Annotated in this window: 16 protein-coding genes; 7 read left to right on the top strand and 9 right to left on the bottom strand. The window is 64.1% G+C overall.

Annotated elements, in window-relative coordinates:
• Positions 1 to 15 precede the first annotated feature (15 nt).
• Positions 16 to 2448 (top strand): glycine--tRNA ligase subunit beta, encoded by a 2433-nt coding sequence (gene glyS / locus P9228_RS21030; protein WP_278055348.1) that lies wholly within the window; start codon positions 16 to 18, stop codon positions 2446 to 2448.
• Positions 2449 to 2505: 57 nt separating this feature from the next.
• On the opposite strand, the gene P9228_RS21025 is transcribed toward glyS, so the two are convergent.
• Entirely contained in the window at positions 2506 to 2988 is a 483-nt protein-coding gene (locus tag P9228_RS21025; RefSeq protein ID WP_127246434.1) for a hypothetical protein, read from the bottom strand.
• A 276-nt stretch (positions 2989 to 3264) separates the two neighbouring features.
• Between P9228_RS21025 and P9228_RS21020 the strand changes: the two genes are divergently transcribed.
• From P9228_RS21020 to P9228_RS21010, 3 genes are all read left to right on the top strand, one after another.
• Positions 3265 to 4227 (top strand): L-threonylcarbamoyladenylate synthase, encoded by a 963-nt coding sequence (locus P9228_RS21020; protein ID WP_278055346.1) that lies wholly within the window; start codon positions 3265 to 3267, stop codon positions 4225 to 4227.
• Positions 4228 to 4306: 79 nt separating this feature from the next.
• Complete coding sequence (locus P9228_RS21015; RefSeq protein WP_095800908.1) at positions 4307 to 5737, top strand: FAD-binding oxidoreductase; 1431 nt, start codon at positions 4307 to 4309, stop codon at positions 5735 to 5737.
• A gap of 184 nt (positions 5738 to 5921) precedes the next feature.
• On the top strand, positions 5922 to 6488 hold the full coding sequence (locus tag P9228_RS21010) for a DUF6101 family protein (RefSeq protein WP_067327821.1): 567 nt from the start codon (positions 5922 to 5924) through the stop codon (positions 6486 to 6488).
• A gap of 163 nt (positions 6489 to 6651) precedes the next feature.
• Here P9228_RS21010 and ubiA read toward each other — a convergent pair whose 3' ends face one another.
• On the bottom strand, positions 6652 to 7635 hold the full coding sequence (gene ubiA / locus P9228_RS21005) for a 4-hydroxybenzoate octaprenyltransferase (protein ID WP_278055343.1): 984 nt from the start codon (positions 7633 to 7635) through the stop codon (positions 6652 to 6654).
• Between the two features lie 404 nt (positions 7636 to 8039).
• On the opposite strand from ubiA, the gene purD reads away from it, so the two are divergent.
• Complete coding sequence (purD, locus tag P9228_RS21000) at positions 8040 to 9320, top strand: phosphoribosylamine--glycine ligase (protein WP_278055341.1); 1281 nt, start codon at positions 8040 to 8042, stop codon at positions 9318 to 9320.
• Between the two features lie 101 nt (positions 9321 to 9421).
• Here purD and P9228_RS20995 read toward each other — a convergent pair whose 3' ends face one another.
• The 6 genes from P9228_RS20995 to P9228_RS20970 form a co-directional block, all read right to left on the bottom strand.
• Entirely contained in the window at positions 9422 to 10789 is a 1368-nt protein-coding gene (locus P9228_RS20995) for an alpha-glucosidase/alpha-galactosidase (RefSeq protein WP_278055340.1), read from the bottom strand.
• 20 nt (positions 10790 to 10809) lie between these two features.
• Positions 10810 to 12480: an ABC transporter ATP-binding protein gene (locus tag P9228_RS20990; RefSeq protein ID WP_278055338.1), complete on the bottom strand. Its 1671-nt coding sequence runs from the start codon at positions 12478 to 12480 to the stop codon at positions 10810 to 10812.
• Between the two features lie 10 nt (positions 12481 to 12490).
• On the bottom strand, positions 12491 to 13624 hold the full coding sequence (locus tag P9228_RS20985) for an ABC transporter permease (RefSeq protein ID WP_278055336.1): 1134 nt from the start codon (positions 13622 to 13624) through the stop codon (positions 12491 to 12493).
• Positions 13625 to 14632, bottom strand: coding sequence for an ABC transporter permease (locus tag P9228_RS20980; protein WP_066998120.1), 1008 nt, complete (start codon positions 14630 to 14632; stop codon positions 13625 to 13627).
• A 111-nt stretch (positions 14633 to 14743) separates the two neighbouring features.
• The gene (locus P9228_RS20975) at positions 14744 to 16828 is read right to left on the bottom strand and encodes an ABC transporter substrate-binding protein (protein WP_278055333.1); all 2085 of its coding nucleotides are present in this window, start codon (positions 16826 to 16828) and stop codon (positions 14744 to 14746) included.
• Between the two features lie 108 nt (positions 16829 to 16936).
• Positions 16937 to 18403 carry an alpha-glucosidase/alpha-galactosidase gene (locus P9228_RS20970; RefSeq protein WP_095800900.1) on the bottom strand — a complete coding sequence of 489 codons (1467 nt, stop codon included), beginning with the start codon at positions 18401 to 18403 and terminating at the stop codon, positions 16937 to 16939.
• A 251-nt stretch (positions 18404 to 18654) separates the two neighbouring features.
• On the opposite strand from P9228_RS20970, the gene P9228_RS20965 reads away from it, so the two are divergent.
• Positions 18655 to 19497, top strand: coding sequence for an AraC family transcriptional regulator (locus P9228_RS20965; protein WP_095801111.1), 843 nt, complete (start codon positions 18655 to 18657; stop codon positions 19495 to 19497).
• 12 nt (positions 19498 to 19509) lie between these two features.
• Here the strand turns inward: P9228_RS20965 and P9228_RS20960 are convergent, their stop codons facing one another.
• The gene (locus P9228_RS20960) at positions 19510 to 20670 is read right to left on the bottom strand and encodes a glycoside hydrolase family 25 protein (protein WP_278055330.1); all 1161 of its coding nucleotides are present in this window, start codon (positions 20668 to 20670) and stop codon (positions 19510 to 19512) included.
• 251 nt (positions 20671 to 20921) lie between these two features.
• Between P9228_RS20960 and P9228_RS20955 the strand changes: the two genes are divergently transcribed.
• A complete protein-coding gene (locus tag P9228_RS20955) occupies positions 20922 to 22688 on the top strand; it encodes an acyl-CoA dehydrogenase (protein WP_278055329.1) in 1767 nt (588 codons plus the stop codon).
• Positions 22689 to 22693: the final 5 nt, after the last annotated feature.

Below are 22693 nucleotides of genomic sequence, written 5' to 3'. Positions count from 1 at the left end.
GTAAGGAGCTAACTGATGCCTGACCTACTCCTAGAACTCCGCTCGGAAGAGATCCCCGCGCGCATGCAGCGCAAGGCGGCTGGCGATCTTCGCAAGATGCTGACCGACGGCTTGGTCGAGGCGGGTCTGACCTATGAGGCGGCGCGCGAATACTGGACGCCGCGCCGCCTGGCGCTGGACGTGCGCGGGCTGACGGCGCGCTCGAAGGACATTCGCGAGGAGATCAAGGGCCCCTCGACCACCGCGCCCGACCAGGCGGTGCAGGGTTTTCTGCGCAAGGCCGGCCTTTCGTCGATCGCCGAGGCGCATGTCCATTCCGATCCCAAGAAGGGCGACTTCTACGTCGCCCACATCTCGAAGCCGGGCAGGGCGGCGGAAGAGATCATCGCCGAGCTGGTGCCGGGCATCATCAAGAACTTTCCCTGGCCGAAATCGATGCGTTGGGGCGCGGCCTCGGCCAAGCCCGGCTCGCTGCGCTGGGTGCGGCCGCTGCAATCGATCGTCTGCACCTTCGGCCCGGAGACCGAGGAGCCGGTGGTGGTCGATTTCGAGATCGACGGCATCCGCTCCGGCAACGTCACCTACGGCCACCGCTTCCATGCACCGGGCCCGATCACCGTGCGCCGCTTCGACGACTATGTGGCGAAGCTCGAAGCGGCCAAGGTCGTGCTTGATGCCGACCGGCGCAAGGAGATCATCCTGGCCGATGCCCGCAATGTCGCCTTCGCCAACGGCCTCGATCTCGTCGAGGACGAGGGCCTGCTGGAAGAGGTCTCCGGCCTGGTCGAGTGGCCGGTCGTGCTGATGGGCGAGTTCGAGCAGGATTTTCTCACCATCCCGGCCGAGGTCATTCGCCTAACCATTCGCGCCAATCAGAAATGCTTCGTGACGTCGCGCCCAACCTCCCCGCTAGAGGGGGAGATGTCGGCGAAGCCGACAGAGGGGGGTGCCGTCCCGCCGTTCTCTCAGCGCGAGGCACTCCCCTCTGCCCTGCCGGGCATCTTCCCCTCAAGGGGGGAGATTGGCCAATCGCCACTCTCCGATCGCTTCATCCTGGTTGCCAATATCGAAGCGAAGGACGGCGGCAAAGAGATCGCCTACGGCAATGGCAAGGTGGTGCGGGCGCGTCTCTCAGACGCCCTCTATTTCTGGAAGACCGACCAGGGCGATCTGCCCGACCTCGGCACGCTGCAAGAGTCGGCGGCGAAGTTCGAGCTGGATCTAAAGAAGCCGCTCGACCAGCGCATGGCGCGCCTTGACCATCTCAATGTGACCTTCCATGCCAAGCTTGGCACACAAGGGCAGCGCGTGGCGCGCATCAAGCGCTTGGCCGAGGAATTGGCGCCGACGGTGGCGAAGTCGATCTCCCCCCTTGAGGGGGAGATGGCCGGCAGGCCAGAGGGGGTTGCTTCGGCTGGTGCGACGCATTCTGGCATTTCGAAGAGGGAAGAGGTTGGCACTCCACGCGAGACGACCCCCTCTGTCGCCTCTGGCGACATCTCCCCCTCGAGAGGGGAGATTACCGCGCTCGTCGCCCGCGCCGCGGTGCTCGCCAAGGCCGACCTGCAGACCGAGGTGGTAGGCGAGTTCCCGGAATTGCAGGGCGCCATGGGCCGCAAATATGCGCTGCTCCAGGGTGAGCATCCGTCGGTGGCCGCGGCCGCCGAGGAGCACTACAAACCGCAAGGCCCGTCCGACCGGGTGCCGACCGACCCGGTGTCGATTGCTGTCGCGCTGGCCGACAAGCTCGACACGCTGACCGGCTTCTGGGCGATTGATGAAAAGCCGACAGGCAGCAAGGATCCGTTCGCGCTCAGAAGAGCTGCACTCGGCGTGGTCCGGATCCTGATCGAGAACCGCATTCGCCTCGGACTGACATCGGTCTTCGCCAACGCCTTTGCGAGCTTCGCCGGCGATGCCGCACAAATTTCGGATCTCCTCGGCTTCTTCCATGACCGCCTCAAGGTATATCTCCGCGAAAGCGGTGCACGATACGATCTTATCGACGCCGTCATCACGCCGCAGTCCGACGACCTTCTGCAGATCGTTCGCCGCGTCGAGGCGCTGGGCAAGTTCCTCGACACGGAGGATGGCAAGAACCTGCTCGCCGGTACCAAGCGCGCCGCCAACATCCTGGCTGCCGAGGAGAAGAAGAAAACACGGGTCGCCGAGATTGTTGAGCCGGCGCTGTTCCGCGAGGATGCGGAAAAGAAGCTGTCGGCCGCGGTGAATCAGGCCGAGAAGGAAGCCGGCCAAGCGATTCAAAACGAAGATTTTTCCGCCGCCATGCTGACGCTTAGCGTCTTGCGTGAACCAGTTGATTCATTCTTTGAAGGGGTTCTCGTGAATGATGAGGACCAGGCCGTGCGCGCCAACCGCCTGGCCCTGCTTGCTCGCATCCGCGCCGCCACCGACCAGGTCGCCGATTTTTCAAAAATCGTCGGCTGACAACCAGAATGCCGGTCGGAAGCTGCATGCTCCGTAAGGCGCGGGAGGCCGTCGCGCCTACATCGCCTTGCTGAACCGCGGCGGCGTCGGGGCAGCTTCCGGTTGGGCTTCCGGTTGCGTCTCGCCGCCAGACGCGGTTGCCGTCGTGGCGGGGTTGTTCTCGGAAGCCTTGGTATCGCCGTTGGTGGCAGCCTGAGCCGTGCCGTTGGGGGGCGTGGCCGCAGCCGTACCGTTGGGAGGCGTGGCGGCGGGCGCGGTGCCGTTTGCCGGTGTCGCGGCCTCTTTGGCCGGGGCAGTCGCCGCAGGCGTCGCCGAAGCGCCGCCGACGATGCCGCCGCGAATGATCGTCGGCGCCTGCGCGTGCCTCTGTCCGGATTTCTCCGGGATCGCGGCCACTTTCTCATCGGTGACGGCTGGCACCGGCTCGCCGAGCGCCACAACTGACGGTGTAGCCTTGCCGGGCTCGATCGCGGCCAGCCTGACAATGGATGGCGTCGAGGTCGCCGCGCCGAGCACGACGATGGACGAAGCCTGTGCCAAGCCGCTCGTCGCCAGAAGACCGATAACGACCGCTCCTAGAGCAATTCCAGGAAAGGGACGTAACAGCTTTCCGTTCGCAATTGCATCAAAGCAAGACATACGCATCACGACAACTCTCCGCCCACCAACCGGAAATCCACACCCTAGCGTCGGCGAATTGATGCCGGCTTGCGCGGAAACCTAACATTTTAGGGATTGATAAATCGCCAATGCCCGCCCTTGCCCCTGCTTCCAAGCCGTATTACGGGACCGGCATGTTCAGGATCGGTGGTGAATTTGGCTGAGATACTTGGCGTCGGCGAGGCGATGGAAAGGGCGCTGGCGCTGCTCGAAGGCGGCGATGTTGTCGCCATCCCGACCGAGACCGTTTACGGACTGGCAGGTGACGCCACCAATGGGGCTGCCGTGGCGCGTATCTTCGAGGCCAAGGGGCGCCCGCGCTTCAACCCGCTGATCGCCCACGTCGCCGACCTCGCCATGGCGACCCGCATTGCTGCGTTCGATCCATTGTCAACAAAGCTGGCGGAAGCTTTCTGGCCCGGTCCGCTGACGCTGGTGTTGCCGCAGCGCGCGGAAAACGGCATCCATCCGCTCGTCACAGCCGGGCTTGACACGATCGCGCTGCGCATGCCGAGAGGCTTCGGCGGCGAGCTGATCGCGAGATTAGGCCGGCCGCTCGCGGCGCCCAGCGCCAATTCCTCCGGCAGGATCAGCGCCACGACGGCCGAGGCCGTGTCGGCCGATCTCGGCGGGAAGATCAAGCTGGTGGTCGACGGCGGCGCGACGCCCGTCGGCCTGGAATCGACGATCGTCAAGATCGAGGACGGCAAGCTGCGTCTGCTACGACCCGGCGGCATCGCTGCCCGGGACATTGGAGCGGTCGCCGGAATTGAGGTGATCCGCGGCGCTACCGGAATCCAGGCGCCCGGCATGCTCGCCTCGCATTACGCGCCGCGCGCATCGATGCGGCTCAACGTCGGCAAGCTCACGAGCGGCGAGGCGCTGCTCGCCTTCGGCCGCGCTCGCGCTGAAGGCTGGCAGGATGCCGTGGCGCTGCGCAATCTTTCCGAGGCGGGGGATCTGCGGGAGGCCGCCGCCAATCTGTTCGCCTATATGCAGGCGCTCGACCGCAGCGGCGCGCCCACTATCGCCGTCGAGCCGATCCCGGCCGACGGCTTGGGCGAGGCGATCAACGACCGGCTCGCGCGCGCCGCCGCCCCGCGTGACAAGATCGACTGAGCCTATCTCTTTGTTTTGACGCAATTCCGGACGGAAAACCGCTTCACACTTTTCCTGGAATTGCTCTAGGTTTGGGCGCATGAACGACCAGCCCTTCGACCTCGATCCTGCCCTCATCGACCGCTTCGCTGCCATCGTCGGCGACAGATACGCGCTGCGCGATCAGGCTGACATCGCGCCATACATCACCGAACGGCGCGGCCTCTGGCATGGCCGGACACCGCTGGTGCTGAGGCCAGGCAGCGTCGAGGAAGTGAGCCGCATCATGCGGCTCGCGACCGAGACCGGCACGCCGGTCGTGCCGCAGAGCGGCAACACCGGGCTGGTCGGCGCCCAAGTGCCGGACAAGTCCGGCCGCGACATCGTGCTCTCGCTGTCGCGGCTGAACCGCATCCGCGAAATCGATGTCCTGTCGAACACCATCACCGCCGAGGCCGGCGTCATCCTGCAGACGCTCCAGGAAGCGGCCGACGCTGCCGACCGGCTGTTCCCGCTGTCGCTTGCGGCCCAAGGCTCCTGCCAGATCGGCGGCAATCTCTCTTCCAATGCCGGGGGCACCGGCGTGCTTGCCTATGGCAATGCGCGCGAGCTTTGCCTCGGCGTCGAAGTGGTGCTGCCGACCGGCGAAGTGTTCGACGATCTGCGCAAGCTGAAGAAGGACAACACCGGCTACGATCTGAAAAACCTCTTCGTCGGCGCCGAGGGCACCCTCGGCGTCATCACCGCCGCGGTGCTGAAGCTCTTTCCGAAGCCGAAGGGCAGGGAGGTTGCCTTCGCCGGCCTGTCGTCGCCTCAGGCAGCGCTCTCGCTGTTCAGCTTGGCGATGGATCGCGCCGGTGCTTCGCTCACGGCTTTCGAGCTGATCGCCAAACGGCCTTACGACTTCACGCTTAAGCATGGGCAAGGGATCACCCGACCGCTGGCGGATGACTGGCCGTGGTATGCCCTGATGCAGGTCTCTTCAGGTCGCTCGGAAGAAGATGGCAAGGCGCTGATCGAGGAGATTCTTTCGGCCGGCCTCGAGCAGGGCATCGTCGGCGATGCGGTGGTGTCGGCAAGTCTTGCCCAGGGCGACGCCTTCTGGAATTTCCGCGAGACGCTGCCCGAATGCCAGAAGCCGGAGGGCGCCTCGATCAAGCACGACATCTCGGTGCCGATCGCCTCGATCCCGGAGTTCATCGAAAAGGCGGCAGGCGTGGTCCAGACTGTCTGTCCCGGCGCCCGCGTCGTCTGCTTCGGCCACATGGGCGACGGCAATCTTCACTACAACATCTCTCGCCCTCTGGATTGGCAGGACGACCCGTTCCTTGAGCTCTACCACCCGATGAACAAGGCCGTGCACGATGTCGTGCGTTCCTTCCACGGCTCGATCTCGGCCGAGCACGGCATCGGCCAATTGAAGCGCGACGAGCTGATCGCCACGGCCCCGCCAATGGCGATCGATCTGATGCGCCGGGTGAAGGCGGCCTTCGACCCGGCCGGCATCATGAATCCCGGTAAGGTTATCTAATTCTTCCAACATCTTGTGGCTGGTCGCATTCCGATAACCATCGGCTCCGATCAGCAAAATTTAACTGACTTTCTTAAGCGCGGCGGTAAGAAGCGAGCGCTAATGTTTCCCGCATAACGAGGCCGGAAAAACCGGCCCGGAGAGAACCGGAAAACGGCCCTCAGGAGAAACAGGAAGGCATTCGATGAACACTGGACTGAAGCCAGTCTGGGCGGGGCGCAACATGCGTCTCGACCCGTTTCGCCTGCCGCAGATGGTAAGCTATGCCACGCGCGACGACTATGGCGATGTAACCTTCACCATCGACCCGCGCGGCGCCGTCATTCGCCGCACGCTGGAGATGAGCGGCGTGCCGGCGATCATCGCGCTGCCCGCCAATGCCTTCCGTGGTGTCGCCGCCCGCGCCATGGAGGATCCGGACGGCAATGTCACCGTGACTTTGGAACTTCTGCACAATGATCCGATGCTGTCGGTGCCGCTTTTGGTCGCCGACGATCTCGACGACGTCGCCGCCGACTGGCGCGCCTGGGCCGACGCCTATCGCCTGCCGATGCTTCTGATCGAGGCCGACGGCGTCGCCCGCACGCTGGAGGAATCGCTGGGCGCCGCAATCAAAGCGCTGCCGCCGCAGGAACGCCGCCAGGGCCGTGTCTCCAACATGCGCCGCCCGCGCTTCCTCGCCCGCCGCAGGACCGGCAATCTCGGCCTGCGTCTCGTCGTCGGCGGTGAGGAGATTATCGCGCGCGAATAGCTGCGACCCTTCCCTTCTCCCCCCTGTGGGAGAAGGTGTCGCCGAAGGCGACGGATGAGGGGTTCTCCAGGAAACGCCGAGCTCTCACTCCGCTGAAACACCCTCAACCGTCTCGGCACTGCGCGCCGATCCACCCTCCCACGACAAGGGAGAAGGAGAGGCGCTACACCAGCGGCTTCAGCACCACCCAAAACGCCCCGCCGATCAGCCCCAGAAAAATCAGCCAGCCGACCTGGTTGTTCGACTTGAACAGCTTCAGGCACTGATCGGGATCGTTGATGTCGAGCCGGATGATCTGGCGCGCCATATGCGCGCCGGCGGCAATCAGCCCGGCCAGCGCCGGCATCGGCACTTGAGCCGAGGCAAAGGCGATGGCGAAGCAGGCAAGCGTGCCGCCATAGAGCCCGGTGAGCCAGGTCTTGGTGTTGTCGCCGAACAGGCGTGCCGTCGAGCGCACGCCGACGATGGCGTCGTCTTCCTTGTCCTGATGCGCGTAGATCGTGTCGTAGCCGATCACCCACAGGATCGAGCCGAGATAGAGCATGATGGCGGGGCCATCGAGATCGCCGAACTCGACCGCCCAGCCCATCAGCGCGCCCCAGGAGAAGGCGAGCCCGAGCACGAATTGCGGCCAATTGGTGATGCGCTTCATGAACGGGTAGATCGCGACAATGGCCAGCGAGGCGATGCCGAGCGGAATGGCGAAGCTATTGAACTGCAAAAGCACTGCGAGCCCAACCAGCGCCTGGATGATCAGAAACGCCCAGGCCTGGCGGCGCTTCACCTTGCCGGCCGGCAGCGGCCGCGAGCGGGTGCGCTCGACCTGGTTGTCGATGTCTTCGTCGACGATGTCGTTGTAGGTGCAGCCAGCGCCACGCATGGCGACGGCGCCGATGAAAAACAGGAACAGGTACCAGGGCGCGGGCAACAGCGTCAGCAGCGGATCCGTCGGCCGCGGATAGGCGCTGGCCGCAAGAGCCGCCGACCACCAGCAGGGCCACAAGAGCAGCTGCCAGCCGATCGGCCGGTCCCAGCGCGCAAGCTGCGCATAGGGCCACAGCCAGCGCGGCAGCACCCGGTAAACCCAATGGCCGCTCGGCGCGTCCGCGACGCGGCCCTGGGCTGCTTTCGACTGGATGGTTTCCATCGTGCTGGAGTGGCAGCAGCGATGGGCGCCGTCAAGCAGCCGCGTTGTCGCTCAGGCAGTGAAAACATCGTGACTGGCGAACCATGCTTTCGCTGTCTCGATGAAGGCGAGTGCCGCCTTCGATAGGCGCAGGCGCGCGTCGTGGGCGAGAACAATGCGCTGCATGGGAAGCACATCAAGCCCGGCCAGAAGTTGCGCGAGGACTGGTTCCCTGTCGTTTTCCGGAGCTGAGTCGACTTCGGATTGGGCCGGGCGGGATCGGTTTCCCACCGGCAAATTGCCTCATTGCGTCTTGATGTGGGCAATCTTCCCGTGTGCAATCGCCCCCCGAAACGCCAAGATGCCTTGACCCGTCGCCCTTGGACCAATAGCGGGTTCGGGGAGACGATCAGCAAGAGGTGGCCATGAACGTTCTTCTTCTCGGCTCCGGCGGCCGCGAACATGCGCTTGCCTGGAAGATCGCCGCGTCGCCGCTGCTGACGAAGCTCCATGCTTCGCCCGGCAATCCCGGCATCGGCCGTTTCGCCGAACTGGTCAAGCTGGACATCGCCGACCACTCCACTGTGGCCGCCTTCTGCCAGGAGAAGAAGATCGACCTCGTCGTGGTCGGTCCGGAAGGGCCGCTGGTGGCCGGCATTGCCGATGATTTGCGCGCCTGGGGCATCCGCGTCTTCGGCCCCTCCAAGGCGGCGGCGCGGCTCGAAGGCTCGAAGGGCTTTACCAAGGATCTTTGCGCCAAGTTCAACATTCCGACCGCAGCCTACGGCCGCTTCGGCGATCTCGCCGCGGCCAAGGCCTATGTCGAAAAGATGGGCGCGCCGATCGTCATCAAGGCTGACGGCCTTGCCGCCGGCAAGGGCGTCACCATCGCCATGAAGCTGGAGGAGGCGCTTGCCGCGCTCGAGGCCTGTTTCGACGGCGCTTTTGGCTCCGCCGGCGCCGAGGTGGTCGTCGAGGAATATCTGACCGGCGAGGAGGCAAGCTTCTTCTGCCTCTGCGACGGCGCCACCGCGCTGCCCTTCGGCACCGCGCAGGACCATAAGCGCGTCGGCGACGGCGATACCGGTCCGAACACCGGCGGCATGGGCGCCTATTCGCCGGCGCCGGTGATGACGCCCGAGATGACCGAGCGCACCATGCGCGAGATCATCGAGCCGACGATGCGCGGCATGGCCAATCTCGGCGCGCCTTTCGCCGGCATCCTCTTCGCCGGTTTGATGATCACCGACCAAGGCCCCAAGCTGATCGAGTACAACACCCGCTTCGGCGATCCCGAATGCCAGGTGCTGATGATGCGGCTGAAGGACGACCTGCTCGTCCTGCTCAACGCCGCCGTCGACGGCCAGCTCGCGCATATGTCGGCGCGCTGGAGCGACGAGGCGGCACTGACCGTGGTGATGGCGGCGAGGGGCTATCCCGGCACGCCGGAAAAGGGCTCGGTGATCCGTGGTCTCGACGAGGCCGCCAGCGACGGCGCCGAAATCTTCCACGCGGGCACCGCCATCAATGGCGGCGCGCTCGTCGCCAATGGCGGCCGCGTGCTCAACGTCACCGCAACCGGCGCAACCGTCGGGGAGGCACAAAAAAAGGCCTACGGGGCGATCGATCATATCGACTGGCCGCAGGGTTTCTTCCGCCGCGACATCGGCTGGCGCGCCGTCGAGCGCGAGCAGACCGGCAAATAGGACATTTCACCGTTTCACGGAAACGGCGAAATCTCCCGTCTATTTGTTTTGACGCAATTTCGGACGGAGAACCGCTTTCATTTTTCCTGAAATTGCTCTAATCAGGCAGCCTTGCTCTTGCCTGGTCGCGCCCAGGCCGGCAACCAGTCCCCATGCGCTGCAAGCAGGTCGTCGACCAGCGACCAGATCTGATCGAGATCGAGCTCGGCCGCCGTGTGCGGGTCCATCATCGCCGCGTGGTAGATGTGCTCGCGGCTCTCGCTCATCAGCGCCCGCACCGTCAATTCCTGAACATTGATGTTGGTGCGGATCAGCGCCGTCAGCTGCGGCGGCAGCTCGCCGGTATAGGTCGGCTGGATGCCGGAAGCATCGACCAGGCACGGCACTTCCGCCGCGCAGTCTAAAGGCAGCGAGGTGATGCAGCCATTGTTGCGGATATTGCCGTAGATGACCGACGGCTCGCCGGTCCACACCGAGTTCATGATCGAGGAGGCATATTCCTTTGACTGCTCGACCTCGATCCGGTCGGCCGAGCGGTAGGCCTCCGCCTGACCCTTCCAGCGTTCGATCTGCTCGATGCACCGCTTCGGATATTCGTCAAGCGGGATGCCGTATTTCTCGATCAGGTCGGGGCGACCTTCCTTGATGAAATAGGGCGTGTATTCGGCGAAATGCTCCGAGCTTTCGGTGACGAAATAGCCGAGCCGGGTCAGCATCTCGTAGCGCACCTTGTTGGGGCAGCGCGGGTTCCAGCCGGGCTTCGGCGCGCGGCCTTCGCGATAGGCGCGGACAAGGTCGGGATAGAGGTCGCGGTAGGAGCCGTCCGGCTGGCGATGCTCGAACTTGAGGTAAAACGCCATGTGGTTGATGCCAGCTGCGCGGTAGCGGATCTCCTCATAGGCAAGGTCGAGGTCGTGCGCCAGCTCCATCGCCGTGCCCTGCACCGAATGGCAGAGCCCAACCTGTTTGATCTGGGGGAATTTCGCGGCGATCGCCCAGGTGTTGATCGCCATTGGGTTGACGTATTGCAGCATGATCGCGTCGGGGCAGACGGCGAGCATGTCCTCGCAGATCCTCCACAGATGCGGCACCGTCCTCAGGCCCCGCATGATGCCGCCGACGCCCAGCGTGTCGGCGATCGTCTGGCGCAGGCCATATCTCTTCGGCACCTCGAAGTCGGTGACGGTGCAGGGCTCGTAACCGCCGATCTGGAAGGCGACGACGACGAAATCGGCACCGGACAGCGCCTTGCGTTGGTCGGAATAGGTCTCGGCCTTCGCCTTCACGCCGAGGGTCGCGATCAGCTTGTTGACGACGATGGCGCTCTCTTCCAGCCGCTGCGGGTTGATGTCCATCAAAGCGATCGTCGCGCCCGACAGCGCCGGGCGCTGCAGCACGTCGCCGACAATGTTCTTCATGAACACCGTCGAGCCGGCGCCGATGAAGGTGATCCTGGGATTTCTTGCCACTGTGAGCCTCCGGAATATGGTCACGCCACGTCGAAAGCGGCCCGGACGAGCCGTTCGGTGTAGGCGGTCTTGGGACTGGTGAGGACCTCGTCTACGGGCCCCTGTTCGACGATCTTGCCGTGCTGCATGACGATCACGCGGTGGCAGAGCGCCCGCACCACCTTGAGGTCGTGCGAGATGAAGAGATAGCTCAAGCCGCGCTCGTCCTGCAGCTTGCGCAGCAGGTCGATGATCTGCGCCTGGACGGAAAGATCGAGCGCCGATGTCGGCTCGTCGAGCAGGATGAATTCCGGCTCCAGTGCGATGGCCCGCGCGATCGCGATGCGCTGCCGCTGGCCGCCCGAAAATTCGTGCGGAAACCGCGACAGGATATCGCCGGGCATGCCGGCGCTGACCAGCGCCTCACGCACCCGCTCGATCCGCTCGCGCCGTGTGGCCCCGATCCTGTTCACGACCAGGCCTTCCTCGATGATCTGGCCGATCGTCATGCGCGGGTTGAGCGAGGAGAACGGATCCTGGAAGACGATCTGCATGCGCGAGCGCAGCGGCCGCATCTCGACGCGCGTGAGATCCTGGATCGGCTGGCCATCGAAGCGGATCTCGCCGCGCCTGGCGTCGAGCAGCCGAAGCAGCGCCTGGCCGAAAGTGGTCTTGCCGGAACCGGATTCGCCGACCAGGGCCAGCGTCTCGTGACGGCAAAGTTTGAGGTCGAGATCGTCGACCGCAACCAACTCGCGCCAGTCCGGCTTCAGGAACGTACCGTGCCGCAGCGTGAAACAGACGCGCACGCCGTTCGCCTCGAGGATCGTGCTGGACTTTTCGGGCAGCGGCTTCGGCCGGCCGTGTGGTTCGGATGCGAGCAGCCGCTTTGTGTAGGGATGCTGCGGATCGGCGAAGAGCCGCTCGGTGACGTTATGCTCGCGCATTTCGCCATGCTGCATGACATAGACATAGTCGGAGAATTTGCGCACGACGGTAAGATCGTGCGTGATCAGAACCACCGCCATCCGCATTTCTTTCTGCAGATTGCGGATCAGGTTGAGGATCTGCGCCTGGACGGTGACGTCGAGCGCGGTGGTCGGCTCGTCGGCGATCAGCACATCGGGCTCGTTGGCCAAGGCCATGGCGATCATGACGCGCTGCCGCTGGCCACCGGAGAGCTGGTGCGGATACTGCTTGAGGCGTGCTTCGGGTTCGGGAATCTGGACATGCCGCAAAAGCTCGAGCGCTCGCGCCCAGGCCTCTTTGCGGCTCACCTTGCGGTGCACCCTGATCGCTTCGACGATCTGGCTGCCGACCGAATAGATCGGGTTGAGCGAGCTCATTGGCTCCTGGAAGATCATCGAGATGCGGTTGCCGCGCAGCTTGCGCCGGGCGCTCTCGGCGAATTTCAGGATGTTCTGTCCGAGATAGTCGACGCTTGACCTCGGCGATACCGTTGCCCGCCGCGACAAGAGCCCCATGACGGTGCGCGCCGTCACCGATTTGCCGGAACCGGATTCGCCGACGATCGCGATCGTCTCGCCGCGATAGAGCTGGAACGAGACGTCCTTAACCGCCTCGACGATGCCGTGCTCGACCTTGAAGGCGACTTCGATGTTGCGGGCGTCGATGACCGGCTGGTCCTGGCGTCCGTCATGGTCGAGCCGGACGGCGGGAGCGAAGGATTCGGCAAGCGCGATCGTCGTCATTCCTGCCACCTCAATAGGGATCGACGGCATCGCGCAGGCCGTCGCCCAACGCGTTGAAGGCAAAGACCGTGATCAGCACGAAGCCGACCGGCGACAGAATCCACGGATAGGTGCCGATGACCGAATAGGTCGCGGTGTCCTGCAGCATCAGGCCCCACGAGATCAGCGGCGGCTTCACCGCGAAGCCGAGGAAGCCGAGGAAGGATTCCAGAAGCACCACCGTTGGGATCGCCAGCGTCACGGCGACGATCACATGGCTCATCACATTGGGAAAGATGTGCTGGATGATGATCCGCCGATCGGTGGCGCCCACCGCCATGGCCGCGCGCACATAGTCGATGCGCGCCAGCGCCAGCGTCTTGCCGCGTACCTCGCGCGACATCTGCGCCCAGCCAAGCGCCGACATGACGATGATGACGAAGGCGAGAAAGACATTGGTCGGCGCGGTGACCGGGATCAGCGTCGTCAGCGCCAGGTAAAGCGGCAGTTGCGGGAAGGCGAGCACCAGTTCGACGAAGCGCTGCATCCAGACATCGAACCGGCCGCCGAAATAGCCGGACACCATGCCGACGCTGGTGCCGATCAGGGTGATGATGAAGACCACCGTCAGCGCGATCATCAGTGAGACGCGCGAGCCGTAGATGGCGCGCGACAGCACATCGCGGCCGAACTTGTCGGTGCCGAGGAAATGCACCGGCTGGCCGTCCATCGAGCCGAAGAAATGCCGGTTCGCCGGGATGAGGCCGAAGAGTTTGTAGGGCGCGCCCTCGACGAAGAAGCCGAGCAGTCGTGGATGATCGTAATCGGGGCCGACGATCGGCTGGAAGGTCACCGGGTCGAGGTCGGTCGATTCGGCCAGCGCGTAAATCCTTGGCCGCGCGACGAAGTTGCCGTCCTTGTCGTGAAAGCTAGCCATCTGCGGCGGCGCGAAGGCGATATCGGTCGCTTTCGGGTCGAGAGGCGCGAGGAATTCCGCGAACAGGGTCATGAGAAGCAGCAGCACGACCAGGCATAGCCCGGCCATGCCGGTCCAGGAGCGCTTCAGCCGGCGCCAGACAAGCGCGATGTAGCTCTCGTTGCCATGCGCGGCCGGAATCGCGGCTCCTTCGGCGGGTGGCGGGGGTGAGGGATCGCGGGCCAGCATCTAGTGCTCCCCGAACTGGCGCACGCGGGGGTCGAGCAGGACCAGCAGCATGTCGGCGATGATGTTGCCGACGATCAGCGTCGCCGACAGAACCATCATGAAGGTTGCCGTCACATAGACGTCGCCCACCGCCATCGAGCCCACGATCGCCGGCCCGACGGTCGGCAGCGCGAAAATGATCGCCGTCTCGATCTCGCCGGTCAGCATGTAGGGCAGCACCACGCCTTGATACATGACCAATGGATGCAGCGCATTGGGCACGGCATGGCGCATCACCACGGCGCCACCGGTCAGGCCCTTGGCTTTGGCCGTCTCGACATATTGCGCGTTGAGCGTGTCGAGCAGGTTGCCGCGCATGACGCGCATATTGTAGGCGAGCCCGCCGAAGGTCGCGATCGCCACCACCGGCCAGACATGCTTGACCAGGTCGAGGAATTTTGCCCACGACCATGGCGCGCCGCCATATCGCGGCGAGAAGAAGCTGCCGATCTCCGACACGTTGAACTGGAAGACCAGCAGGTAGACGATGATCAGCGCCATCAGGAAGCGCGGCACCGTCATGCCGAGGAAGGAGATGGCCGAGAGCGTCGAGTCGATCCAGGAATACTGGCGGGTCGCCGCCCAAATGCCGAAGCTTATGCCCAGCACCGAGGCGAGCAGGTGGCAGACCAGCGCCAGGAGCAGCGTGCGCGGCAGGCGCTCGCCGACCACGTCCGCCACCGGCCTGTTGTAATACAGGCTGTAGCCGAAATCGCCGCGGGTGACGATGCCGCCGATCCAGTTGAGATACTGAACGGGCAGCGGCTTATCGAGGCCGTGTTCTTTCCGGTAGGCCTGGGCCTGTGCATCCGCCTCGGCATAGGAGGCGCCGCCCTGATTGATGAGCTGCGATTTGATGTAGTCGGCATAGTCGCCCGGCGGCGCCTGGATGATGGCGAAGGTGACCAGGCTCAAGATGGCGAGCACGGGAAGCGCCGACGCTATGCGCATGAGCAGGAATCGCAACATGGATGGTCGGCTTCCTTTGCTGGCCGGTCGCGCCTTGGGGGCACCGGAGATTTGGCTTTGTCCGGCCGCGCCAGCTGGCGCGACCGGAGTTCTCTTCGTCAGGGAGGTTAACTAGTTCATCGGCCCCTTGTCTCCGGGCTTGCCGGGAAGCTCGTCGGGGAAGAGCTCATATTTCGCCTGTTTGTCAGCTGCGACGAAGACGCGTTCGCGGATGATCGAATCCTCGGCCCAGTTGAACATGAAGATCGGCGTTCCCTGCGGGATGTTGGAGAAGCGCTTGTTGACGATCAGCGCGCCGGGATATTCCGTCAGCCCGACATTATAGACGTGCTCGGTCGAGATCTTCTGGAACTTCTTCATCAGGTCGGCGCGCTGGTCGTTGTCCTGCGTCGTGACGAACTTGTTCACGATGTCGACGAGGTCCTTCTCGAACGGCATCAGATCGACTTCGCCGCTTTCAGGCGCGCGATGGTTCCAACTGGTCTTGGGACCGACCGGAGCGAGTTGCTCCGTGTTCTGCACAACGGAGGTGAGCTCCTGGTCATTGCGCCGGATCAGCCAGTCGAAGCGGCCGGAATACTGGATCGCGTCGCGCTGCGTGCCGTTGACCCCGTTGAGCACGACCCTCAGCCCAAGCTTCTCCATCTGCGCCACGACGCCCTCGGCAAGGCTCTTGTCGGTGGTGTAGTCATTGTTGACCAGCATCACGATCTCGACATTCTTGCCGCCGGCGGTGCCCGCCGGGAAGTTCACGAAGCCGTCGCCGTCGGTATCCTTGAGACCGGCCTTGGCGAGCTCGGCCTTGGCCCCTTGGAGATCGAACGGGTAATAAACCGTCGACTTGCGGTCATAGAAGCTGGTGCCGGAGGAGAAGCCGCCGGGATAGATGGCGGTGAACGGTCCCTTGACCAGCGAGTCGCCGAGCGCCTTGCGGTCGATCGCCATGGTCACGGCCTTGCGGAAATCCTCGTTGCGGTTCAATTCGCGGATCGCTTGGCCTCGCTCGTCCGGGTTGCCCCAGCCATTGGCGGAAAAATTCATACGCAGATTGTAGCCGATGAGCCGCGGACCGAAGGCAAGCCGTGCCGGCGCGTTCTTGTCAGCCGCGCGCTTCAGCGAGGCGACGAAGTTCTCGGGCTGCTCGAGATTGGAGAAGTCGCCCGAGCCTGCGACGGCCTGGACGTCGCGATCTGCCCAGGTCGAGAGCTTGTATTGCAGCTCGTTGAGATAAGGCAGTTGGTTCCCCTTCTCGTCGACCTTCCAGTAGTAAGGATTGCGCCGCATGACGATGATGTCGTCCGGGCGGTATTCGACCGGCACCCAGGCGCCCATCACCGGCATGTTCATGTATTCCGGCGGGAAGGCGTTCTTGAACTGGTCGTAGGTGTTCTTCGAATATTTCGGATGCTGCGGCTTCAAAATGTGCGCCGGGCCGGGGCAGAAGGTGCCGTAGGCCATCGCATAGAGATATTGCCTCGGAAACGCTTCCTTGAACGTCCATTCGACGGTGTAGTCGTCGATCTTCTTGAGCGTCGTGCCGACGCCGAAGGTTTCGGGCGTCGCCCCGTTGAGCGGCGACACGTTGGGGTCGACGACCTCGTCGTCCCAGTAGAACATGACGTCGTCGGCGTTGAAGGGCGCGCCGTCCGACCATTTGGCGCCTTCGACGAGATGCATGGTCAGCTTGTGGCCGTCTTTCGACCATTCCCAGCTCTTGGCGAGGTTCGGCAGCGGCTCGGTGTCCCTGGCGTCGACCTGGAACAGCGGCGCGGTGCGTGTCAGGCATTCGGAAAGCGCGATGTCGATGCCGCCCCAGCCTTGCGTCTGGCCGGCAGCGTAGTTCCAGCCTTCCGGCCTGCCGCCGATGACATGGCGCATCGTGTCACCATAGACGCCGATGCCGTCCGGCATGTTGGCGGTCTTGAAGACCAGCGGTTCCTTGGGCAGCCTGTCCTTGAGCGGCGGCAGCTTGCCGGTCTTGACGTATTTCTGCGTCACCCAGTCCGGCTCGTGGTAATCGGGCAGCGCCTTGAACTCCAGGATGGAGTCGCGCGCCACATAATGGATCTTGCCCTCGGCCGGGAATGTCGCCGGCTCCGGCGGGATCGTCGGTTCCGAAGCGAAAGCGGTGAGCGCCGGAATAGAAACGCCGAGCGCCAGTCCGGCGGCAATGCCAATTCTGTGTAAGTTCCTCATTGTCTCCTCCCAAATGTTTTGAACGTCTGCTGCTTGCCCGCCGCTTGATCTTTATTTTGGGGACCGTTTCGGCTGACCTGCCTCCTGCAGGTCCGCCTGCCCGAAATCTCAGCCGGCCTGTTTCAGTGCCGCCTTTTCGGCGCGCAGTTCATCGATCGAGCGGACGTTGCGCCGCGCCGCGCCCGCCCATTCGCGGGTCTTGACCTTCGACTTCGCAAGCCGCTCCTTTGCCGCCGGCACGGCGTCGGCATATTGCGGCAGCCAGGCGGCCTGGGCGACGACCATCTCGTCCACCATCTGCCAGACCTCCTCCGGCGTCGACACCGCGCCGACCAGCGGATCGTGCAGCATGGCGAGCTTCAAGAGATCGATGTCGCCGGCGATCGCGGCATGCACCGACATGCGCTGGACGTTGATCGAGGACATGCAGGTGGCGGCGCATGCCTCGGGCAGTGTGATGCCGGCGGCCATGTTGATGCCGAAGCGATCGACGAAGCCGGGCGACTCGATGATGGCGTCCTGCGGCAGGTTGGTGATCACTCCGTTGTTCTTGACGTTGAAATGGCCACGGTAGACGCGGTTTGTTTCCAGCGCCTCGAGAATGTGGCTGGCATGCTCGTTGGAGCGCCTCGCCGGGTCGATCGGCTTCGACGCCGCTTCGAGGAACTGCGGATACTCGGTTTCGAACCATTTGCGGGTCTCGGTCGAGTAGCGCAGATAGCCGCCGGTCTCGCCATGGATCCAGTCCGACATGTCGATCCAGCGTGTGATCTCGTCGGGGCGCTTGCGGTACCAGGGCAGGTATTCGGACAGATGCCCGTTGCTTTCGGTCGAATACACGCCGAAGCGCTTCAGCACGTCGATGCGCAGCTTCTCCTGCTTCGAATAGACCGGATGCGCTTCGAAGGCGGCGACCAGCTCGTCCTTGCCGATCGCGCGGCCGTTCAGCCTGAGCTCGATGAACCAGGTCTGGTGGTTGATGCCGGAGCAGACATAGTCGAGCTCCCTGGGCGACTTCGCGCCGAGCACCTCGGCGATCTGTTCGGCGCCGTGCTGCACGCCGTGGCAGAGCCCGACCGTGTCGATCTTGCCGTATTCGATCGCGGCCCAGGTGTTCATCGCCATCGGGTTGGCGTAGTTCAGGAACTTGGCGTCGGTCTCGGCGACCTCGCGGATGTCCTTGCAGAAGTCGAGGATCACCGGGATGTTGCGCTGGCCGTAGAGGATGCCGCCGGCGCAGATCGTGTCGCCGACGCATTGGTCGATGCCGTATTTCAGCGGGATGCGGATGTCGTCGGCATAGGCTTCGAGACCGCCGACGCGCACGCAGCTGATGATGTAGCGCGCGCCTTCCAGCGCCTTGCGGCGGTCGGTCGTCGCCGTCACTTTGGTCGGCAGCCCGTTTGCTTCCACGATCCGATCGAGGATCGCCTGGATCATCCCGAGATTGTGCTCGCTGATGTCGGTCAGCGCGAATTCGATGTCCTTGAATTCGGGCACGCAGAGAATGTCGGTGAACAGCTTCTTGGTGAAGCCGACGCTGCCGGCGCCAATAATAGCGATTTTGAAGCTCATCACCTTCACCTCGATCCAATCGAATGTTAGGCAAGGAGCAGCAAGGGAGGATATGGCCGCGCGCCGGCAGGCGCGCTCGCCATGTGGAGCCGGAAATCCAGCTCTTTCTCCTCCCGCCCGCTCCTCGACCGCGGGTCTTTCCCGTTCTTGAGTGAGCCGGATTATGCGCTTATTCGCCGGCGCGGCCAGAGAAGGATTATGCTTTCGAGGGTAATTTTGTGCTGCAGGATCTGATCGCCAATGGAAAGCTAATGCGCACGATCTCGCTGCCGCGCGGGCGCCAGCGCCTGCACGCCATGCCGACCAGCACCGGCTACGAGGTGCGCGAGGACGAGACTTACGACTGGGACGGGCGAAAGCGCGGCCAGATCCCGTTTACCGTGCTCCAGCATACGATCAGCGGCACCGGACAATTGCGCTATGAAAGCCGCAATTACCGCCTGCAGGCGAACGATACGCTGTTGGTGCTGGTGCCGCACAACCATCGCTACTGGCTGGCCAAGGGCGACCGCTGGGAATATTTCTGGATATCGATGAACGGCGAGGAGGCGCTCCGCGTCCACAAGTCGATCCTCAGCGTCTCAGGTCCCGTGTTCCGGCTGCAGCCGGCGACCATCGATCACCTTGCCGATTGCAGCCTGCGCCTGATCAAGGGCGCCGCCTCGCCGGGCGCGGCCTCGGCGATCGCCTATGAGGCGGCGATGGCGCTTTACGACGATGTCTTCGGCTCGCACGCCTTCGCCGAGAAGCAGAGCGCCATGCAGCCGGTCATCGATCACATCAACGCCAATCTCGACAAGCCGCTGCCGGTGGCGGAGCTGGTCGAAATCAGCGGCCTCAGCCGCGCCCATTTCTCGCGCTGCTTCGCCGAGAGCGAAGGATTGCCGCCGGCCGAATTCGTCCTGCAGCAGCGGCTGCAGCGCGCCGCCAAGTTGCTGACCAAGGCCGATTTCCTGCCGGTAAAGGAAGTCGCTGTTCTGTGCGGTTTCGACGACCCGAACTACTTTTCCAAGGTGTTTCGCCGCTGCTACGGCATCACGCCCACACAGTTCCGCACCACCGGCATGTATGCCAGCCTGGGCAATCATCGTTGACGCTGCCGTTGACTACTGCCTGCGGTGGTCGAGCGTCGTCGATGCAGTGCTGACCGGATCGGCGGCCGCGAAGGCGGCGTCGAGCTGTTCGGGCGTGCGCTGTCCGGCCCGTTTCCAGGCGACATATTGCACGATGCCGAAGCTCGGGCGCTGCGGCACGGTCTTGACCACCGGCATGCGGAATCCGTCGCGGAATTTCTCCCAGCGCGCGCCGAGCACCGCGACCATTTCCTCGATGGTCGGCGGCGTCGCCACATCGGCATAGGTGATGGTGACCTTGCCGGCGAGGCCCGCTTCGCGCGGGATCGGCACCGGGATCGAGGCGAGGTAATCCGCCGGCACGTCGATCAGGCCGCCAAAGGCCCATTGCTGGCGCAACGCATCGGCTTTCATCGGCGCGACGCTGACGTCGATGTCGTTGGGCGTGCCCGGCACGCGATAGGGGCAGCTGAAGCGGCCGCAATTCGCCTTTGCCGCGAACTGCCAGAGCGCGTAACCCTGCCAGTTGCCAATCGGGAAATGCACGTCGATGTCCGGCTTGTAGCGCGCATACCAGAGCGGCAACCGCGACAACAGCCGGTAGGTGTAACGGTTGTCGGCGATGTACTGGGCGGTCTTGCCGTTCGAGTAGAGCACCGGGAAGCGGCCGAGGCGGCGATGCACCTGGCGCACGAATTCTTCCGCATCCTCGAGCGACATCCATTGCGTGGGGTCGATGCCCTCGATGTCGAGGGCAATGAGATCGTCCGGCGCCGGCTCGGCGAAATCGATGAAATTGTTGGCTTGCTCGACCGGATTGCCGGGGCGGGCGAGGTGATAGGCGCCCCATTTCAGGCCGAGCGCCTTCGCCACCACCTTGCGTGTCTGGAAAAGCTCGCGCGTCACCGCATGGCGCTTCCACAGCGCCTTGCAGAGCTTCACCTCTGTCTCGTCGCCGAAGCAGAAATAGGGCGGCGGCAGCCCGTCGGACGCCTTGTTGATGAAGCCGACAATGCGCTTGTCGGTGGCAAGCTCAGCCCAATCGATGGAGTTATATTCGTAGGCGTCGATCACCAGCGCGCGGTCGGCATTCTTCCACGGCTCGGAGAAATCCGAGGCCTTTGCCGCCGTGCCCAGCGCAACCGCAGCCGCGAGAAGCGCCAGGCGGCGAAGAGGGCGCGCCGGCTTTTTCAAATCAGGGTGTCCCCACTGACCAGACGACGATCCTGAACCGCTATGGTTAAGGAAGTGCTGTCAAACCGCGAGGTGTTCAGCGCCGGAACAGCGACTGAACCTCTCCGGCCGTGGATGACGGAGTCAACGCTTGCAAAATCCGCGTGTTTGACGTTTACGTAAAAAGAAGGACGCAGGCCAACCCCAAGAATGAATGGCCTCGCTTCGGCTACGCGACTACGGTTGGCCGCACTGGAGGAGAAGCAGCAAACATGTTTCGCGCACCGGTCGAGGACATCGCCTTCACGCTGAAGCAGGTAGCCGGCCTGAAGCCGGCGCTGGACGACGGCACCTTCGGCGACCTCGGCGAGGACCTGGTCGACGCGATCCTGGCCGAGGCCGGGCGCTTCGCCAGCGAGGAGGTTGCGCCGCTCTACAAGATCGGCGACGAGCATGGCGCGGTGTTGAAGGGCGCTTCTGTCACCACACCGCCCGGCTGGAAGGAGCTTTACCGGCGCTGGATCGAAGGCGGCTGGAACGCGCTGTCCGGGCCGGCCGAATATGGCGGCCAGGGCTTGCCGACCATGCTAGCCGTCGCCGCGCTCGAGATGTGGAACTCCGCCGCGATGGCCTTCGGCATCGGCCCGACGCTCACCATGGGCGCGGTCGAGGCACTCGACAAGCACGCCTCCGAGGCGCTCAAGGCCAAATACCTGGCGAAGCTCGTCTCGGGCGAGTGGATGGGCACGATGAACCTGACCGAGTCGCAGGCGGGCTCGGACCTCGCCGCTTTGCGCACGCGTGCCGAGCCTGCCGCCGACGGAACCTACCGCATCTTCGGCCAGAAGATATTCATCACCTATGGCGAGCACGATTTCACCGACAACATCGTGCATCTGGTGCTGGCGAGGCTGCCCGACGCGCCCGCCGGCACGCGCGGCATCTCGCTCTTCCTGGTGCCGAAGTTCCTGGTCGATGACGATGGCTCGCTCGGCGCCCGCAACGACGTCTTCTGTTCCGGCCTCGAGCACAAGCTCGGCATCCATGCATCGCCGACCTGCACCATGATCTATGGCGACGGTTTTGAGGGCATGAGGCCCGGCGCCATCGGCTGGCTGGTCGGCGAGGAGAACAAAGGGTTGGCCTGCATGTTCACGATGATGAACAACGCTCGTCTCGCGGTGGGCATGCAGGGCGTTGCGGTGGCCGAAACCGCCACGCAGAAGGCGATCGCCTATGCCAATGAGCGCCGGCAGGGCAAGGCATCTGATTATTCAGGGTCCGGCATGGCGCCGATCGTCCGTCACCCGGACGTGCAGCGCAATCTTCTCACCATGCAGGCGCTGACGCAGATCGCGCGTGCTATCGCCTATACCTGTGCGCACGCCATCGACCGTGCCCGTGTCGCCGAGGGCGAGGCCGCCGCCAACTGGCGCGACCGCGCCAATCTCTTGACGCCGCTGGCAAAAGCCTTTTCGACCGATGTCGGCGTCGAGGTCGCTTCGCTGGGGATCCAGGTGCATGGCGGCATGGGCTTCATCGAGGAGACGGGCGCGGCGGCGCTCTATCGCGACGCCCGCATCGCGCCGATCTATGAAGGCACCAACGGCATCCAGGCGATCGACCTCGTCTCGCGAAAACTGCCGCTCGGCGGCGGCGCGCACGTGCATCGCTATATCGGCGAATTGAAAGCGATGGCCGATGCGGTGCGCACCTCCAACATCGAAGGTTTTGGCCGCACCGCCGACAATCTCGATCGCGCGCTTGCCGATCTCGACGAGGCAACGCGCTTCTTGCAAAGGCTGTTGGCCGACGGCAAGGCCGATGCCGCGATGGCCGGCGCCACGCCCTATCTGCGCCTAATCTCGCTCGCCGCCGGCGGCGCTTATTTGGCGCAAGGCGGCCTAGCCGACCGCGGCCGCGTCGCGCTTTGCCGATTCTTTGCCGAGAATCTCCTAGGCGAGACGCGCGCGCTCAAGGAGCGCGTCATCGACGGCGCCGAAAGCCTCGCCGCCGCCGGCAAGGCGCTGATCGCCTGAACAGC

Source organism: Mesorhizobium sp. WSM4898 (assembly GCF_029625845.1).
Classification (GTDB): domain Bacteria; phylum Pseudomonadota; class Alphaproteobacteria; order Rhizobiales; family Rhizobiaceae; genus Mesorhizobium.
Note: the sequence above shows the minus strand (reverse complement) of the source record. Positions and strands in the feature narration are given on the sequence as shown.

Excerpts from the sequence above, each read along its gene's own strand:
- glyS (WP_278055348.1), top strand. The coding sequence starts at position 16 with ATGCCTGACCTACTCCTAGAACTCCGCTCGGAAGAGATCCCCGCGCGC.
- P9228_RS21015 (WP_095800908.1), top strand. The coding sequence starts at position 4,307 with ATGAACGACCAGCCCTTCGACCTCGATCCTGCCCTCATCGACCGCTTC.
- P9228_RS21010 (WP_067327821.1), top strand. The coding sequence starts at position 5,922 with ATGAACACTGGACTGAAGCCAGTCTGGGCGGGGCGCAACATGCGTCTC.
- ubiA (WP_278055343.1), bottom strand. The coding sequence starts at position 7,635 with ATGGAAACCATCCAGTCGAAAGCAGCCCAGGGCCGCGTCGCGGACGCG.
- purD (WP_278055341.1), top strand. The coding sequence starts at position 8,040 with ATGAACGTTCTTCTTCTCGGCTCCGGCGGCCGCGAACATGCGCTTGCC.
- P9228_RS20990 (WP_278055338.1), bottom strand. The coding sequence starts at position 12,480 with ATGACGACGATCGCGCTTGCCGAATCCTTCGCTCCCGCCGTCCGGCTC.
- P9228_RS20985 (WP_278055336.1), bottom strand. The coding sequence starts at position 13,624 with ATGCTGGCCCGCGATCCCTCACCCCCGCCACCCGCCGAAGGAGCCGCG.
- P9228_RS20980 (WP_066998120.1), bottom strand. The coding sequence starts at position 14,632 with ATGTTGCGATTCCTGCTCATGCGCATAGCGTCGGCGCTTCCCGTGCTC.
- P9228_RS20975 (WP_278055333.1), bottom strand. The coding sequence starts at position 16,828 with ATGAGGAACTTACACAGAATTGGCATTGCCGCCGGACTGGCGCTCGGC.
- P9228_RS20970 (WP_095800900.1), bottom strand. The coding sequence starts at position 18,403 with ATGAGCTTCAAAATCGCTATTATTGGCGCCGGCAGCGTCGGCTTCACC.
- P9228_RS20965 (WP_095801111.1), top strand. The coding sequence starts at position 18,655 with ATGCGCACGATCTCGCTGCCGCGCGGGCGCCAGCGCCTGCACGCCATG.
- P9228_RS20955 (WP_278055329.1), top strand. The coding sequence starts at position 20,922 with ATGTTTCGCGCACCGGTCGAGGACATCGCCTTCACGCTGAAGCAGGTA.